We start from the raw sequence: 15076 nt of genomic DNA, 5'->3' as shown, positions 1-15076 counted from the left end.
GGCACCCTCGGGCGACCGCGATTGCGCTGCTCGACGGCGGGGTACTGATGAACCTCGACAGCGCACCACACCCCCTAAGGAGGCTGTCGTGGGTATCGGCACCAGCATCTTCCTGATCGCGCTCGGCGCGATTCTCACCTTCGCCCTCGACGCGAGCGTCGGCGGCATCAACCTCGACGTCGTCGGCTGGATCCTGATGGGCGCCGGCGTACTCGGTCTGATCATGACAGCGTTGATCTTCCAGCGCCGCCGTGGCGCGGTCGTGACCACGACCGAGCAGCCGGTCGAGTACCGCCGGGTCGAGGAGCGGCGGGACATCGCCCCGCCGCTGTGACGCGCTCAGCTGAACGGGCCGGCGACCTCCCTGCCGAGGATGCCGGCCCGTCCCGTTTCCGCTGGTGAGGCCCGGGACGAACCCGCGTTACGATCCAGCCCATGGAGTCCCTCGACACGGTGCTGGCAGCACACCGGTCGTACCTGCTCGGTTGGAACATCGGCCCGGACGGTGACCCGGGCCTGCCGACCTACCGCAGTGACGTGCCGCACGCCCCCCTCAACGGCGTGCTGCGGGTGGCCGGGCCCACCCCCGGCGAGGCGCTCGCCGAGGCCCGGCAACGCCTGCGGGGCGTACCCCGGATCTGGTGGGTCGGGCCGGACAGCGACGCCGGCACCGCCGACGGCCTGGTCGCCCTCGGAGCGACCGAGGTCGCCCGCATGCCGATCATGACGGTGGCGCTCGACGCGGTGGCCGAGGCCCCGACGCCCGCCGGCCTGCACATCGCCGAGACCGACGACCTGGACGCCTTCGTCGCGGCCTACGCCCGGGTGTCCGGCATCCCCGCCGAGGGTGTCCCGGCGACCGTCGAACGGGAGAAGGCGTTCAACGGCGACGGCACGGTGATCCGGCTGGCCGGTCGCCTCGCCGACGGCCGGATCGCCGGCACGGTCGTCGCCTGGCTCAGCCACGGTCTGGTCACGCTCTACTTCGTGGGTACGCAGCCCGAGCAGCGCCGGCAGGGCATCGGCGCGGCCATGAGCCGGGCCGCGCTCGACCTGGCCCGCGGGCGGGGCGCCCGCACGGCGGCCCTCACCTCGTCCTCCGTCGGCGAGGGAACCTACCGTCGCCTCGGCTTCCGACCGGTGGGCGAGTTCCGGCTCCTGACCTTCTGACCGCTCGACGCCAGATCCTCGTTCCGCAAGCGAAGCGAAAAAGCCGCCCGAGGGGCATGGTCAACGAGCCCGCCGGTTGCGAGACTGCTGGGAATGTCCACGACACCGCTGTCCCTGCCGCAGCCGTCCGCGCGGGCACCCGAGTTCGGCCGGGACGCCCTCATCGTCTGCGAGAACCTGGTACGGATCTACCAGACCGGTTCGATCGAGGTGCAGGCACTTCAGGGACTGGACCTGGCCGTGGAGAGCGGCGAGATGGTCGCCGTCGTCGGCGCCTCCGGATCGGGCAAGTCGACGCTGCTCTCCATCCTCGCCGGTATCGACGCCCCCACCGCCGGGCGGGTCCGGGTCGACACGTGGAACCTGCTGGCGATGTCCCGCGCGGACCGGGTGGACTACCGGCGGCACACCGTCGGGTTCGTCCGGCAGCAGACGGCGAGCAACCTGATCCCGTACCTGACCGCGCGGGAGATGGTGGACCTGCCGATGACGGCGGCCCGTACCGCGAAGAAGGAGCGGCGGGAGCGCGCGGCCGACCTGCTGGACAGCCTCGGCGTCGCCGACTGCGCCGACCGCCGCCCCGGGCAACTCTCCGGCGGACAGCAGATGCGGGTGGCGATCGCGGTGGCCCTGGCCAACCAGCCGCGGGTCCTGCTCGCCGACGAGCCGACCGGCGAACTGGACGCCGCCACGTCCGCCGAGGTCTTCGGGGTGCTGCGGGACGTCAACCGGCGCTACGGCGTCACCGTCGTCGTGGTCACCCACGACCCGGAGGTCAGCGGCCAGGTCGAACGGACCGTCGCGATCAGGGACGGTCGCACCAGCAGCGAGGTGCTGCGCCGTGCCACCACCGACGCGGAGGGCGACACGCACATGATCGCCGAGGAGTACGCAGTGATGGACCGGGCCGGGCGGGTACAGGTGCCCCGGGAATTTCGCCAGGCGTTGGCGCTGACCCGACGGGTCCGGCTGGCCCTGGAACCCGACCACATCACGATCCACTCCGACTCGCGCAGCGGCGAATGAGCGAGCCGCTGCTGCGGGTGCAGGACGTGCACCGGCGCTTCCACACCGGGCCCACCGTCGTGCACGCCCTGCGCGGCGTGTCCTTCGAGGTGGCCGCCGGTTCCATGGTGGCCCTCGTCGGCCGGTCCGGCTCGGGCAAGACCACCCTGCTCAACGTCATCGGCGGCCTGGACCGCCCGGACGCCGGCGCCGTGCACGTCGACGGCACCGACGTCACCGCGCTCGACGAGGACGGCCTGTCCCGGCTGCGGCGCGAGAAGGTGTCGTACGTCTTCCAGAGCTTCGGATTGATCCCGGTGCTGTCCGCCGCGGAGAACGTCGCCGCGCCGCTGCGGCTGGCCCGCGTCGCCCCGGTCGAGCGCGAGCGGCGGGTCGAGTTGCTGCTGGAACTGGTCGGCCTCGCCGACCACGCCCAGCAGCGGCCCGCCGAGATGTCCGGCGGCCAGCAGCAGCGGGTGGCGATCGCCCGCGCGCTGGCCGCGTCGCCCCGGCTGCTGCTCGCCGACGAGCCCACCGGCCAACTGGACGCCGAGACGGGCCTGTCGGTGATGGCCCTGCTGCGCGGGGTGGCGGAGTCCGAAGGGGTCACCGTGCTCGTGTCGACGCATGACGCGGTGATGATGGCCCTGGCCGACCGGGTGATCCGCATCCACGACGGGCACCTCGACGAACAGGCCGCCGGGCAGGCGTACGAGCCCGTGCCGGACGCCAGGTGACACGACGATGCTGAGGCTCGTCCGCCGACGCGCCCGCGCGCAGTGGCCGTTGCTGGCGGCCCTCCTCGGGGTCGTCACGATCGGCGCCACCCTGCTGGGTACCTGCGCCCTGCTGGTCACCCGCACCGCCGAGCGGGCCCTGGAGGTCGCCCTGGCCCGCGCCGATGCCGCCGCCGTCGACGCGACCGTCTACACCGGCGCCGTCGAGGGCCCCGACGCGTCGTCCGTCGTCACCGACACTCGTGCCGGGCTGACCTCCGCGCTCGCGCCGTTCCCGGTGAGCACCACCGCGCGGGCGTCGACGGTGCTGCGGGCACTGCCGCCCGGGCTCGCCCCGGGCACCACCGTCGGCGCACAGGCGTACCTGTCGGGACTCGACGACCTGCCGGCCCGGGCAGAGCTGGTCACCGGACACTGGCCACAGCGCCCCGGCGACGCGGTGCTCCTGGAGTCCACCGCCCAACTTCTCGGCCTCGCACCCGGCAGCCGGGTACGCCTCGGCGCCGAGCTGGCCCACCCGCCCACCCCCGCCATCGACGTGACCGTCGTCGGTGTCGTACGCCCGCTGTCCGGGCGCGGTTGGGACCGCGACCCGCTCGCGGCGGCCGGGTCCGCAACCGGCTACCGGGACGGTCGCTTCCTGCAACCGGTAAACGCCTACGGCCCGTTCCTCGTCGACCTCGCCGACCTGGTCACCACCGGCGCCACCGTCGACCGCATGGAGATCACCGCCCATCCCGACCTGAGCCACGCGAACCGCCGAGACCTCGAGGCCGTGGCCGGCGGCGTCCGCGACGCCGACCGCCGGCTGGCGGGCACCCTCGGCGACCGCGTCCAGATGGCCCGTGTCGCCACCGACCTGTCGCTGACCCTGCGGTCCGCGGACGAGCAACGGCACGTGACCGCCGCCGTCGTGCTCGCGATCGCCGTCCTCGGCGGTGTCCTGGCCGCGACGGCGCTCGTCCTCGCCGGCCGCCTGACCGCCGGCATCCGCGCCGACGAGACCGCCCTGCGGTCCGCCCTGGGCGCCAGCCGTCGTCAACTCGCCGCCACCGCGACACTCGAGGCCGGACTCGTCGCCGCCGCCGCCATCGCGCTCGCGATACCGGCCTCGTCGGCCCTGCAGGCCGGCCTGACCCACCTGCCGCCGCTGGACGACGCCGGCCTGACCGACCGTCCGGCCATCACCGGCGTCCAGGCTCTCGCGGTCGCGGGAGGCGCGCTGGTGCTCGCCGCGGTCCTCACCGTCCTGGCGATCCGCCCCGTCCCGGCGGCCGGCGAGCGACGCACCCGCCGCGAGCTGCTGGCCCGCTCCGGCGCCGACCTGCTGCTCGCGGTGTTCGCCGCCGTCGGATGGTGGCAGCTGTACGCGCAACCTTCCGCTGCCAGCCCCCGCGCCGACCTGGTCCGGGTCCTCGCTCCGGCGCTGCTGCTCACCGCCGGCGCCGCCCTGGCGCTCCGGGTGGTGCTGCCCGCCCTACGCGCGGCCGACCGCCTGGCCTACCGCGCCCGCGGGCTGGCGCTTCCGCTGGCGTTCGCCGAGAGCGCCCGCCGGCCCCAGGCGGTCGCCGCCGGCCTGCTCGTCGGGTTGGCCTGCGCGGCCGGAACCTTCGGCCTGGCCTTCGACACCACCTGGCACCAGTCGCAGCGCGACCAGGCCGCGCTCTCCGTCGGCACCGACCTGGCGCTCACCCTCAGCACGTCGCCCACGGCCGGACAGGGCGCGGTCGTCAGCGCGGCCACCGCGGGGGCGGTGAGCCCGGTTCTCGACCGTGGCACCGCCATCGGCCAGTGGCTCGGAACATCCGGCGAGGCGCCGCGCCTGGTCGCGGTCGACACCACCCGCGCCGACGCGCTGCTGCGCGGGCCGTTGGACAGCGACCAGGGATGGGCGGATGTGGGCGCCGCGCTGGCACCACGCACCCGGGTCACCGGCCTCGACGTTCCGGCCGGCGCCCCGCTCGTGCTGAGCGGAACGGCGGCCGACAACCTCCCGCTCGCCGTGACGCCCCGGCTGTTGCTGCAGGACGTCGCCGGTCTCCGCACGTCCTGCACCGGTCCCGCCGTACCGCTCGACGGCCGCGAGGTTCGCCTGCCCGCCTGCGCGACGGCCGACGGGCTGCGCCTCGTCGCGGTCGCCCTGCCGATCACCGCCGACACCGGCGACGAACCCGTGGCCGCCGCCGGAGGAGTGGCAGTGACCGTCACGCTGACCGTGCCGGCGGCACCGTCCACCGACGGATCGGACTGGACCGTCACCTCCGCCCCGCCGGTACCGAGCAAGCTGAGCGACCTGAACGTCCGGCTGTCCCCCACGTCGACGGGAACCGCGCTGCGGCTGGCCGCGACCGTCGAGCTCGGCGGTGCCGACGACGCCGCCCGAACCCTCGTCGCCACCGCCTTCCCGGACCCCGGCACGGTGCCGGTCGCCGTCTCCGCCCGCTTCGCCAGCGAGGTCGGTGTCGACAGCGGCAGCGCGCTCAGCGTCACGATCGGCACCACTGCCGTCCCGATCGTCATCACCGAGGTCGTGCCGACCGTGCCGTCCGCCCCCGGCGCCATCGCCGTCCTGGCCGACCTGGACACGCTGTCCCGCGCGCGCGTCGTCACCGGTGACCTCACGTTCCCGGTCGACGCCTGGTGGGTCGGCCACCCCGCCGGTCCCGGCGCCGCCGAGCGGGCCGCCGCCCTGCACCTGGGCGCCGTCACGACCCGCGAGGCGGAGACCACCCGCCTCATCGGCGGCCCGCTGCGCGCCGAACTGCCCGGCGCGCTGCGGCTCGTCGTACCGGCCGCGGCCCTGCTGCTGCTCGCCGGCGTCGTCCTGCACGTCACCTGCGACCTCCAGCTTCGCGCCGTCGAGGTGGCGCGGTTGCGCGGCCTGGGGATGTCCCGGCGCGGCATCCGGGCCGTACTGCTCGGCCAGCACGCCGGCGTCCTGCTGCCCCTGCTCGCGGCGGGCGCGGCCGTCGGCGCGCTCGCCACCCGCCTCGTCGCTCCCCTGCTCGTGCGCTCCGACACCGGCGCCGCTCCCGTCCCGGCCGCCCAGCCACACTGGCCGTGGCCGGCCGAGGGCACACTGCTCGCCGTGCTGCTGGCCGGGTGTCTGCTGGCGGTCGCCATCGTGGTCGGCATCCAGGTCCGCCGGGCCGACGCCGCGCACCTGCGGGTGACGCCGTGAGGCAGTTGACCCGCCGGTTCCCGGCGCCGCACTGGCCCAGCGTCCGCGGCCGTGGCCGGGCCGACGCCGGCCCGCTGCTGCTCACCGCAGCCGTCATCGCGGCCGTCGCGCTGCTCGCCGGAGCCGTGCCGGTGCTGCTCGGCACCGCCGCCGACAACACCGTCCAGGACACCATCCGCCGCGCCGGCCCCGACGCGGACGTCCTCGCGCACGCCGACTGGGAACGCGACGACGGTCCGACCGGCGGGCGGGTGCGGTTCGCCGACCTCGCCAAGGACGTCGACGACTTCCGTGTCCGGGCGACGTCCGCGCTCGGGCCCGACCTGGACAGCGCGCTGCTCCCACCCATCGCCGTCGTCGACGGTCCGGTCCTGACCATCACCGAGGGCAGCACACCGCGTACCTTCCAGTTCACCTACCTGGCCGGCGACGCCGGCGGCCCGGAGGTGACCTGGATCGCCGGGAACGCCCCCGCCGGCGCCGTCCCCGACGATTACGTTGAAGCCCCCTACGAGGGACCGCCCTGGCCCGTGCAGGTCGGCGTCTCCGAGGCGGACGCCGCCGCCCTCGGCCTCGGCCCCGGCGATCGGATCCCGACCAAGGACAGCCGGGGGCGGGACAGGAACCTCCGGATCAGCGGGATCTACCGACCCACGGACACCGCCGACCCCGCCTGGCGACTCACCCCGGCGCTTCTACGCCCCGTGCCGGGCGCCGACGGGGTGGGGATCACCCGCTTCGCCGGTCTGTTGACGCGCGACTCGCTGCCGGACGCCCGGCTCGCCGTCGAGCAGGACCAACTCCGGCGCACCGTCCACTTCGCCCCCGACCCCGACGCGCTCACCTGGCGCACCAGCGCGGCCCTGGTCGACCAGGTGGTCAAGCTCAAGGCGGCTTCCGGCTCGTCAGGCGCCCGCGACGACTCCTTGAAGTGGGAGTCGCAGCTCGACGCCACCCTGCGCGCGACCCGTGCCCGGGTCAGCGCCGTCGCCGCGCAGGCGGCGGTGCTGCTCACGGGTGTGCTGACCGCCACGGTCCTGGTGCTGCTGCTCGCCGCCGACCTGCTGGTCCGCCGCCGCACCCTGGCGCTGAGTGCCGCCCGGCAGCGTGGGGCGGCGCTACCCGACCTCGGCGCGGAACTGGCCATCGAATCCACAGTGGTGTCCCTGTCGGCCGCCGCGGTCGGGCTCGCGCTCGCCCGCCTGGCGGCGCCGGGCGTCTCCTGGGCCTGGGCCATTCCCCTGGTCCTGGCCGGAGCCGTCGCCGGGCCGGCGTTCGGCACCCTCGCCGCCGGCCGCGCGAGCCGCGACCGACGTCAGCCCGCCAACCGGTCGGCTCGGCGCTGGCTCCGGGCCACCGGCGAGCTGCGCCGCACCGCCGTGGAGGCCGCTGTCCTGATCGCCGCGGTCGCCGCCCTCGTCGCGCTGCACCAACGCGGGCTCCTCCCCGTCACCTCCGACGGCGACACCGGTGAGCTGACCGGCGACGTGGTCCTGCCGGTCAGCGCCGTCGCTCTGGGCGCGCTCGTCGGCGCGCTCGTCCTGATCCGGCTGCTGCCCCTGGGCGCGCGGTTCGCGCTCCGCCAGGCCCTGCGCTCGCGCCGTCCGCTGGCCGTGTTCGGCGCCGCCCGGGCGGCCACGACGGCAGGGCGCGCGCTGCCGCTGCTGGTTCTGGTGAGCGCCACGGCGCTCGCGTCGTTCGCGCTCATCCTGGGCACCACCGTCACCCGCGGCCTCGCCGACGGCGCGTGGAGCGCGGTCGGCGCCGACGCCCGTCTCGACGTCGCTGCGGACGCCAAGGCCGCCACGCCCACCATCGCCGAACACATCGCCGCCGCGCCCGGCGTGGGGCAGGTCGTCGTCGCGCAGGTCACCGACTCGGCGCGCGTCTTCGCGGACTCCACACCGTTCGCCCCCCGCCTGGTCGTCGTGGACGCCGAGGCGTACCAGCGCCTGTTGGCCACGACCCCGCTGCCCGACGCGCCGGCGCTGACGCGACTCCGGACGCCCGGTCCCGGTTCCGGACAGATACCCGCGCTGGTCCGATCGAGCGACGGCGAGCTGCCGGCCGGCACCCGGTTGCAGCTGACCCGGGACGACGGCCCGGCGATCCACCTCGCCGTGGTCGGCACCGCGCCCCCGGTCGGCGGCGCCGGCGACGTCGTCATCGTGGACGCCGCGGCCCTCGCCGACGCCGGGCTGCCCGCCGTTCCGAACACGGTCTGGGTGACCGGTCCCGGGGCGGCGCGGGCGGTGGCGAACAGCGGCGTCGCCGCCGATGTCGTGTCGCGTGCGGACGTCCTGCGGGCGCAGCGAGCGGCTCCGCTGACCGCGGGGCTCCTACGGCTGGCGTGGGCGGCCGCCGGGGTGCTGCTGGCGCTGGGGCTGCTCGGCCTCGCGCTCGGCGCCGCCGCGGGGGCGTCCGAACGGTGGCAGACCCTGACCCGGCTGCGGACCCTCGGCCTGCGGCCACGCGACGCCCGCTGGGTCGCCGCCGGAGAGCTGCTGCCGCCGGTCGTGGTCGTCGCGGTGTGCGGGCCGCTCCTCGGGGCGCTGCTCGCACGCCTGACGCTCGGCCCTCTCGATCTGCGGCTGCTCACCGGCCAGGCCGACGACCCGGGGGCCATCCTGCCGTGGTGGCTGCTCGCCCTGCTGGGCGTGGCGCTGCTGGCGGCGGCTGCCGCCGTCGTACCCGTCGAGTCCGCGCTGCGACGACGCGACCGGTTGAGCGAGGTGCTCCGCGCCGGCGACCAGGGATAAGCGTTGAGGCCCGTCACCGGATCCGGTGACGGGCCTCAACGCTCAGGTCGTACAGCTGGTGGGCGATACTGGGTTTGAACCAGTGACCTCTTCCGTGTCAAGGAAGCGCGCTCCCACTGCGCCAATCGCCCGTGCTCTTTGCCGAGGTGGGGACGGGATTTGAACCCGCGTACACGGCTTTGCAGGCCGTTGCCTCGCCTCTCGGCCACCCCACCGAGGTTGCCCCCGTCATGCGTGGCGGCAGCTCCGAGCGGACGACGGGATTCGAACCCGCGACCCTCACCTTGGCAAGGTGATGCGCTACCAGCTGCGCTACGTCCGCACGCCCCCGGCGTTCCCGGGTGACGGATGAGAACTTTAGCCGAGCCGGCGAACGACTGCCAAATCGGGGTCCGTGTCGGCGCGTCCCCTCCTGCCCGGTCCGAGGCCGGTGCGGGAGATGGCGACCACAGGAGGCAGGCTTCCTAGTCAGCTGACCTGATGTCGCAATTGACTCTGGGCCGTCACACTCCGGCATCATCCGGCGATTGGCGCCAGGGCGACGAACGACCGCCGGACCGCTCCGGGGATGCGCCGCCGACCTCGCCGAACACCATCAGGAGAACGAGCCACGACGCCCCCGGAAAGTGTCCAACTTCCGACTCTTACCCCACGAATCGGACGGTAGCGGTAACTGTTCGTGTTCGAGTAGATGGGCTACGGTAACGGTCGTGACGAGACGTGCGGCCGAGATCCGCCTGGATGCCCTGCTGCGCACGGCCTGCGACGTGATCGTGGAGCGCGGCCTGGCCAACACACGAACGGCCGACGTGGCGCAGGCCGCCGGGGTGAGCCAGGCACTGGTGTTCTACCACTTCGCCACCAAGGAGCGCTTGCTCGCACAGGCCTTCGCGTACGCCGTCGAGCAGGATCTGGCCCGCCTGGACGCGGTCACCCGTTCCTCGGCCCCGCCGTTGACGAAGCTCCGCCGGATCCTCAAGCTCTACACCCCGGCCGGCCGGGCGACCTCCTGGTCGATGTGGATCGACGGCTGGTCCGAGTCGCTGCGCACCCCCGAACTGGAGAAGGTGTCCCGCCGCCTCGACCTGCGGTGGCGACAGGACCTCGCCGCCGTGATCTCCACCGGGGTTGCCGACGGCACCTTCCAGTGCGCCGACCCGGACGGGGCCGCCTGGCGGATCAGCGCCGTCATGGACGGTCTCGCCGTACAGCTCGCGGTGCACGACCGGGTCATCTCTCGCCGGCAGTTCGGCGAGTGGGTACGCCTGGTCACCGCCCGCGAGCTGGGCCTGGACCCGGCCGACCTGGACTGACCGGCCGGCGGCGTACGCCAGGCCGGGCAAAACGGCTCGGGCCGGCGCGCCGAAGAGAACAATCGACGGCATGGATCTGCTGGAGGCGTACCGCCGGAGCCTGGCCGAGTTCGTCGACCGGGTGGACCAGATCGGGCCCGGGCAGTGGTCCGAGGAGACGCCCTGCCCCGACTGGGACGTCCGCACCCTGGTCAACCACGTGGTGGGCGAGGACCGGTGGAGCGTCCCTCTGCTCGCCGGCCGCACCCTCGACGAGGTCGGCGACCGCTTCGACGGTGACGTGCTCGGTACCGACCCGGTCACGACGGCCCGGGAGGCGGCCGCGCAGGCCGAGATCGCCGTCGCGCATCCCGGCGCGATCGACCGCACCGTGCACCTCTCGGCCGGTCCGACCCCGGCCGCCGAGTACGTCCGACAACTCCTCGCCGAACACCTGATACACGGCTGGGACCTGGCGGTGGCGATCGGCGCCGACCCACGGTTCGACCCGGACGCGGTGCACGTGTGCGCCCAGTGGTTCGCCGGCCGGGTCGACGACTACCGGCGCGACAAGCTGGTCCGGGACGCCACGCGGGTGTCCGCCGACGCCGACGAGCAGGATCACCTGCTGGCCGCCTTCGGACGCGACCCCGACTGGGCGCCCGGCGGCTGAGCAGTCACCGCCGCGGTCGCGTGTTGGCCAGCCCCGGGTCGCCGCCGTAGTGGGCCAGCACCCGATGGTCCATCACCCGTCGCCAGAGCGGTGGGAGCAGCGCCACGACCACCATCGTCGCGTACCCGGCGGGCAGCTGCGGTGAGCTGTCGAAGCTGCGCAGCGTCTGGTACCGGCGCAACGGGTTCGCGTGATGGTCACTGTGTCGCTGGAGTTGGAAGAGGAAGACGTTGGTCACCGTGCGGTCGCTGTTCCAACTGTGCCGGGCGTCGACCTTCTCGTAGCGCCCGGTCGCGGTGCGTTGCCGGGCCAGCCCGTAGTGCTCCAGGTAGTTGACGACCTCCAGCAGGGAGAAGCCGACCACCGCCTGGAGCACCAGGAACGGCAGCACCGCCGGACCGAAGAGCACGGCGAGCGCCGCGTACAGCGCCACGGTCATCGCCCAGGCGTTGAGCACGTCGTTGCGGTACGTCCAGGGCGTCCGGCCCCGGAGGCGGAACCGGCTGGTCTCCAACCGCCAGGCCGAGCGGAGGCTGCCGAGGACGGTACGCGGCCAGAACGCCCAGAAGCTCTCCCCCAGCCGCGAGCTGGCCGGATCCTCCGGGGTGGCGACCCGTACGTGGTGGCCGCGGTTGTGCTCGACGTAGAAGTGCCCGTAGGCGGCCGGCGCGAGGGCCACCTTGGACAGCCACCGTTCCACCCGCTCGCGCTTGTGGCCCAGCTCGTGGGCGGTGTTGATGGCGATGCCGTTGACCACTCCGACGGTGGCCACGAGACCGGCGGCGCCGACGACCGGGAGGCTGTCGCGGGTCCAGACCGCGCAGCAGGCCACCAGGGCCGCGTACTGCGCCGGCAGGTAGAGGTAGGTCAGCCAGCGGTAGTAGCCGTCGGCGGCCAGCCGGGGCACCGCCTCCTCGGGAGGGTTGCGCCGGTCGTCGCCGATCAGCAGGTCGATCACCGGGATCAGGCCGAACACGACGACCGGGGTGAGCCACCACGCCCCGGAGCTGCCGGTGCTCCGCCAGAGCGCGAGACCGGCGAAAGGTAGCGCCGGCACCAGCAGCGCGAGCGGCCAGAGGGGCTTGCGGCGGTCCCGCCAGGCGACGGGCCCGACGGTCGGATCGGTGTCGACGGCCATGGAGAGACTGTGACAGCCATCACTGTAATTTACAAGAGCCGGCTTTTTGTAAAGTCGACATATTTCGATCATTTGGCCTGCCGACCGTCCGGGACCTTGCCGCTTCCTCGATCGACTGATATCCACAGATGCGCATGCGTTACCGCGCATCGCCGGTCGGCAGCCGCCGGCCATCCCGCTCCCACGAGGAGGTTCCGTGCCACAACCGGAGTGGTCACCCCCGATGAGCCGGCGTCGACGCCGGCTCATCGCCGTCCTGGCGACAACGGCGACCCTCGCCGCGCTGCTACCCAACGGCACGAGCAACGCCGCACCCGCCGCCGCTCCCGCCGAGCGCTCGTCCGGGCCGTTCGCCGAGGGGCACCAGCCCGCCGACCTCGACAACCGCACCGGTACGGCGGCACCCGACGCCCGCCAGCGTGGCCTGGCCCGCGCCGCCGACCCGGACGTACGGTGGAACCGGCTCGGCACGCCGCAGGCGCTCGGCCCCGGTCGTACCCCGCTCGCCGCCGGACTGCCGGCTGACCCGGAGGCCGCCGCGCGCGCCTACCTGACCGCGAACCGCGACCTGTACGGCATGGACGCCGCGACGGTCGCCGGCCTGGACCGGGTGCTGGTCAGGCCGATCGGCAGCGGCGCGGTGGTGACCCTGCGGCAGCGCTTCGGCGACCTGCCGGCCGGTCACGACGGCCTTGTCACGCTCGCGGTCAGCGGCGGCTCGGTGCTCGCCGTCAACTCCTCCCTGGCCCGGGACACCCGCGCGCCCGCCCCCGCGACCCGCACCGCCGAGCAGGCGTACGCCGACGCGCTCGCCGACGCCGGACTGAGCCCGACGGCCGTCGCCAGCCACACCGTGCGGGCCGTGGCCGTGCCCACCCCCCTCGACGGACCCCGGGCCGCCTACGAGGTGACCATGATCGGTGCCGACGCCGACCACCCGGCGGCGTTCACCAGCTACGTGGACGGCAGCACCGGGAAGGTGCTGGTCCGCGAGGACCTCGTCGACTTCGACTCGGACAACCCGAGCTGGGCGGTCTTCCCGGCCACCCCGCCCCGGGACCTCGCCGCCGGCCAGGATCCCCGGGTGCGCTGGTGCGGCGACCCGGCCCCCGACTGCCAGGCGGCGTTCCGTGACCCGGCCACCGGGCAGCCGTGGGACGTCGACGCGGCCACCGGCACACCCACGTTCACCTCGCGCGGCAACTCGGCCAACACCGTGCTCTCCTGGGGCAACAACACGCCGGTCGTGCCGGCCACACCCAGCGCCCAGCGCCGCTACGAGTACCCGTTCACCGACCAGTGGCACCAGGCGAGGTGCAACCCGGAGGTCTTCACGTCCGCGCAGCGCAACGACGCGGACGCGGCGATCGCCAACCTGTTCGCCATGCACAACCGCATGCACGACTGGGCGTACCAGCTCGGCTTCACCGAGTCGGCGTGGAACCTCCAGGCGGTCAACCTCACCCCGTCCGGCCTGGGCGGCGACGCCGAGCAGGGCCGTGCCCAGCAGGGCGCGCTGACGGGCAACCGCAACAACGCCAACCAGGGCACCCCGCGCGACGGCCTGCCGCCGACCACCAACATGTACCTGTGGCAGCCGCAGGCCGGTGGCCCGTACCCGCCGTGCGTGGACGGCGACTACGACATGACGGTGATCGGCCACGAGTACACCCACGCCATCACCAACCGGATGATCGCCGGCCCGGACAGCGGGATCAGCGGCCACCAGGGCGGGGCGATGGGCGAGTCGTGGGGCGACCTGATGGCCGCGGAGTACCTGTACCAGAACGGGCTGCGGGCTCCCGGCGAGTCGCCGTTCGTCACCGGCGGCTACGTCACCGGCAACCTGGTCAGCGGCATCCGCAACTACGACCTGAGCCGTAGCCCGCTGAACTACTCCGACATCGGCTACAACACCGCCGGCCCGGCCGTGCACGCCGACGGCGAGATCTGGGGGGCGACCAACTACCGGGTACGCGCCGCGCTGGTCAAGCGGTACGGCCTGGGCACCCCGCAGCGGCAGCGCGAGTGCGCGCAGGGCGCGGTTCCGGCCGACAGGTGCCCGGGCAACCGGCGCTGGTCGCAACTGGTCTTCGACTCGTTCCTGCTCCAGGCGGCGAGCCAGGTCAGCATGCTGGACATGCGGGACAACATGCTGACCGCCGACCTGCTGCGCTTCGGCGGCGCGAACCAGGACCTGATCTGGGCCGAGTTCGCGCGGTCCGGGATGGGCCGGGACGCCGTCACCAACGGCGCCGCCGACACCGACCCGACGCCGAGCTTCGCCTCGCCACGGGGCGGCAACGCGACGCTCACCCTGCGCCCCCGCGGGGACAGCGCCGACGCGCCCATCCGGGTGTATGTCGGGCACTACGAGGCGCGGGCCGTACCGATCGCGGACACCGACCCGGCGACGCCCATCCCGGACACGGTGGAGATGGTCGCCGGCACGTACGACCTGCTGGCAGTCGCGCCCGGCTTCGGGCACCAACGGCTCAGCGTGGTCGCCGACGCCGGCAAGGCCGGCTACGTGGACCTGCGGATGAGCCGCAACCTCGCGTCCACGGCCTCCGGCGCGACGATCAGCGGGGACGGGGTCAACCTGGACCGGGCCGCCGACGACACCGAGGCGACGAACTGGGCCTCGCTGGACGGGGTGGCCGGCAAACAGCTCACCGTGGCGCTGGCCGGTGACGCCCCGCAGGTGGTCAAGCGCGTGAACGTCAGCGCGATGCTGCGACCCGCGATCGTCGGGGACGCGGACACCGGCAGTCAGAACGCGCTCAGCGCGCTGCGCTCGTTCGCCGTGTCCGCCTGCGACGCGACCACCACCGACTGCGCCGACCCGGCGCGCTGGCGGCGCATCTACACCAGCGCGGCCGACGCGTTCCCCGGCGGCGCGTACCGGGCGTACAGCCGCGACATCAACATGCGCACGTTCGCGGTGCCGACCACCGTCGCCACCCACCTGCGGCTGGAGGTGCTGGCCAGCCAGTGCACCGGCGGTCCGCAGTACGCCGGTGAGCAGGACGACGACCCGGCCACGACGACGGACTGCGCCACGGCCAGCCCGGCCCGGGCCCAGGTGCGAATCGCCGAGTTCCAGGCGTTCGCGAAGTGA

The 15076-nt window shown here is 74.1% G+C and carries 10 protein-coding genes and 3 tRNA genes; 9 read left to right on the top strand and 4 right to left on the bottom strand.

Annotated features, from left to right (window positions below; genetic code table 11):
- Positions 1 to 88 precede the first annotated feature (88 nt).
- The 6 genes from ACTFTM_RS09495 (at position 89) to ACTFTM_RS09470 (ending at position 8852) form a co-directional block, all read left to right on the top strand.
- Positions 89 to 334, top strand: a complete 246-nt coding sequence (locus ACTFTM_RS09495; protein ID WP_357122984.1) for a DUF6458 family protein — start codon at positions 89 to 91, stop codon at positions 332 to 334.
- 101 nt (positions 335 to 435) lie between these two features.
- Positions 436 to 1170 (top strand): GNAT family N-acetyltransferase, encoded by a 735-nt coding sequence (locus tag ACTFTM_RS09490; RefSeq protein WP_449565431.1) that lies wholly within the window; start codon positions 436 to 438, stop codon positions 1168 to 1170.
- Between the two features lie 93 nt (positions 1171 to 1263).
- Positions 1264 to 2196, top strand: a complete 933-nt coding sequence (locus ACTFTM_RS09485) for an ABC transporter ATP-binding protein (RefSeq protein ID WP_449565430.1) — start codon at positions 1264 to 1266, stop codon at positions 2194 to 2196.
- A complete protein-coding gene (locus ACTFTM_RS09480; protein WP_449565429.1) occupies positions 2193 to 2912 on the top strand; it encodes an ABC transporter ATP-binding protein in 720 nt (239 codons plus the stop codon). The genes ACTFTM_RS09485 and ACTFTM_RS09480 overlap by 4 nt, the downstream gene beginning before the upstream one ends.
- 7 nt (positions 2913 to 2919) lie before the next feature.
- Entirely contained in the window at positions 2920 to 6093 is a 3174-nt protein-coding gene (locus ACTFTM_RS09475; RefSeq protein WP_449565428.1) for an FtsX-like permease family protein, read from the top strand.
- The gene (locus tag ACTFTM_RS09470) at positions 6090 to 8852 is read left to right on the top strand and encodes an FtsX-like permease family protein (RefSeq protein ID WP_449565427.1); all 2763 of its coding nucleotides are present in this window, start codon (positions 6090 to 6092) and stop codon (positions 8850 to 8852) included. The genes ACTFTM_RS09475 and ACTFTM_RS09470 overlap by 4 nt, the downstream gene beginning before the upstream one ends.
- A 56-nt stretch (positions 8853 to 8908) precedes the next feature.
- Here ACTFTM_RS09470 and ACTFTM_RS09465 read toward each other — a convergent pair.
- The 3 genes from ACTFTM_RS09465 to ACTFTM_RS09455 form a co-directional block, all read right to left on the bottom strand.
- Positions 8909 to 8983: transfer RNA gene (locus tag ACTFTM_RS09465), tRNA-Val, on the bottom strand.
- A gap of 13 nt (positions 8984 to 8996) precedes the next feature.
- A tRNA-Cys gene (locus ACTFTM_RS09460) sits at positions 8997 to 9067 on the bottom strand.
- 34 nt (positions 9068 to 9101) lie between these two features.
- A tRNA-Gly gene (locus ACTFTM_RS09455) sits at positions 9102 to 9174 on the bottom strand.
- A 388-nt stretch (positions 9175 to 9562) separates the two neighbouring features.
- On the opposite strand from ACTFTM_RS09455, the gene ACTFTM_RS09450 reads away from it, so the two are divergent.
- Together ACTFTM_RS09450 and ACTFTM_RS09445 are read left to right on the top strand one after the other, a co-directional pair.
- A complete protein-coding gene (locus ACTFTM_RS09450) occupies positions 9563 to 10165 on the top strand; it encodes a TetR/AcrR family transcriptional regulator (RefSeq protein WP_422739035.1) in 603 nt (200 codons plus the stop codon).
- Positions 10166 to 10235: 70 nt separating this feature from the next.
- A complete protein-coding gene (locus ACTFTM_RS09445; protein WP_449565426.1) occupies positions 10236 to 10817 on the top strand; it encodes a TIGR03086 family metal-binding protein in 582 nt (193 codons plus the stop codon).
- A 4-nt stretch (positions 10818 to 10821) separates the two neighbouring features.
- On the opposite strand, the gene ACTFTM_RS09440 is transcribed toward ACTFTM_RS09445, so the two are convergent.
- Positions 10822 to 11955: an alkane 1-monooxygenase gene (locus ACTFTM_RS09440; RefSeq protein WP_449565425.1), complete on the bottom strand. Its 1134-nt coding sequence runs from the start codon at positions 11953 to 11955 to the stop codon at positions 10822 to 10824.
- Positions 11956 to 12151: 196 nt separating this feature from the next.
- On the opposite strand from ACTFTM_RS09440, the gene ACTFTM_RS09435 reads away from it, so the two are divergent.
- On the top strand, positions 12152 to 15076 hold the full coding sequence (locus ACTFTM_RS09435; RefSeq protein ID WP_449565424.1) for a M36 family metallopeptidase: 2925 nt from the start codon (positions 12152 to 12154) through the stop codon (positions 15074 to 15076).

The sequence above is a fragment of the Micromonospora sp. RB23 genome (assembly GCF_053585025.1).
The sequence above is the reverse complement of the archived record's forward strand: the minus strand, read 5'-3'. Positions and strand labels throughout refer to the sequence as shown.

Excerpts from the sequence above, each read along its gene's own strand:
- ACTFTM_RS09490 (WP_449565431.1), top strand. The coding sequence starts at position 436 with ATGGAGTCCCTCGACACGGTGCTGGCAGCACACCGGTCGTACCTGCTC.
- ACTFTM_RS09485 (WP_449565430.1), top strand. The coding sequence starts at position 1,264 with ATGTCCACGACACCGCTGTCCCTGCCGCAGCCGTCCGCGCGGGCACCC.
- ACTFTM_RS09480 (WP_449565429.1), top strand. The coding sequence starts at position 2,193 with ATGAGCGAGCCGCTGCTGCGGGTGCAGGACGTGCACCGGCGCTTCCAC.
- ACTFTM_RS09475 (WP_449565428.1), top strand. The coding sequence starts at position 2,920 with ATGCTGAGGCTCGTCCGCCGACGCGCCCGCGCGCAGTGGCCGTTGCTG.
- ACTFTM_RS09445 (WP_449565426.1), top strand. The coding sequence starts at position 10,236 with ATGGATCTGCTGGAGGCGTACCGCCGGAGCCTGGCCGAGTTCGTCGAC.
- ACTFTM_RS09440 (WP_449565425.1), bottom strand. The coding sequence starts at position 11,955 with ATGGCCGTCGACACCGATCCGACCGTCGGGCCCGTCGCCTGGCGGGAC.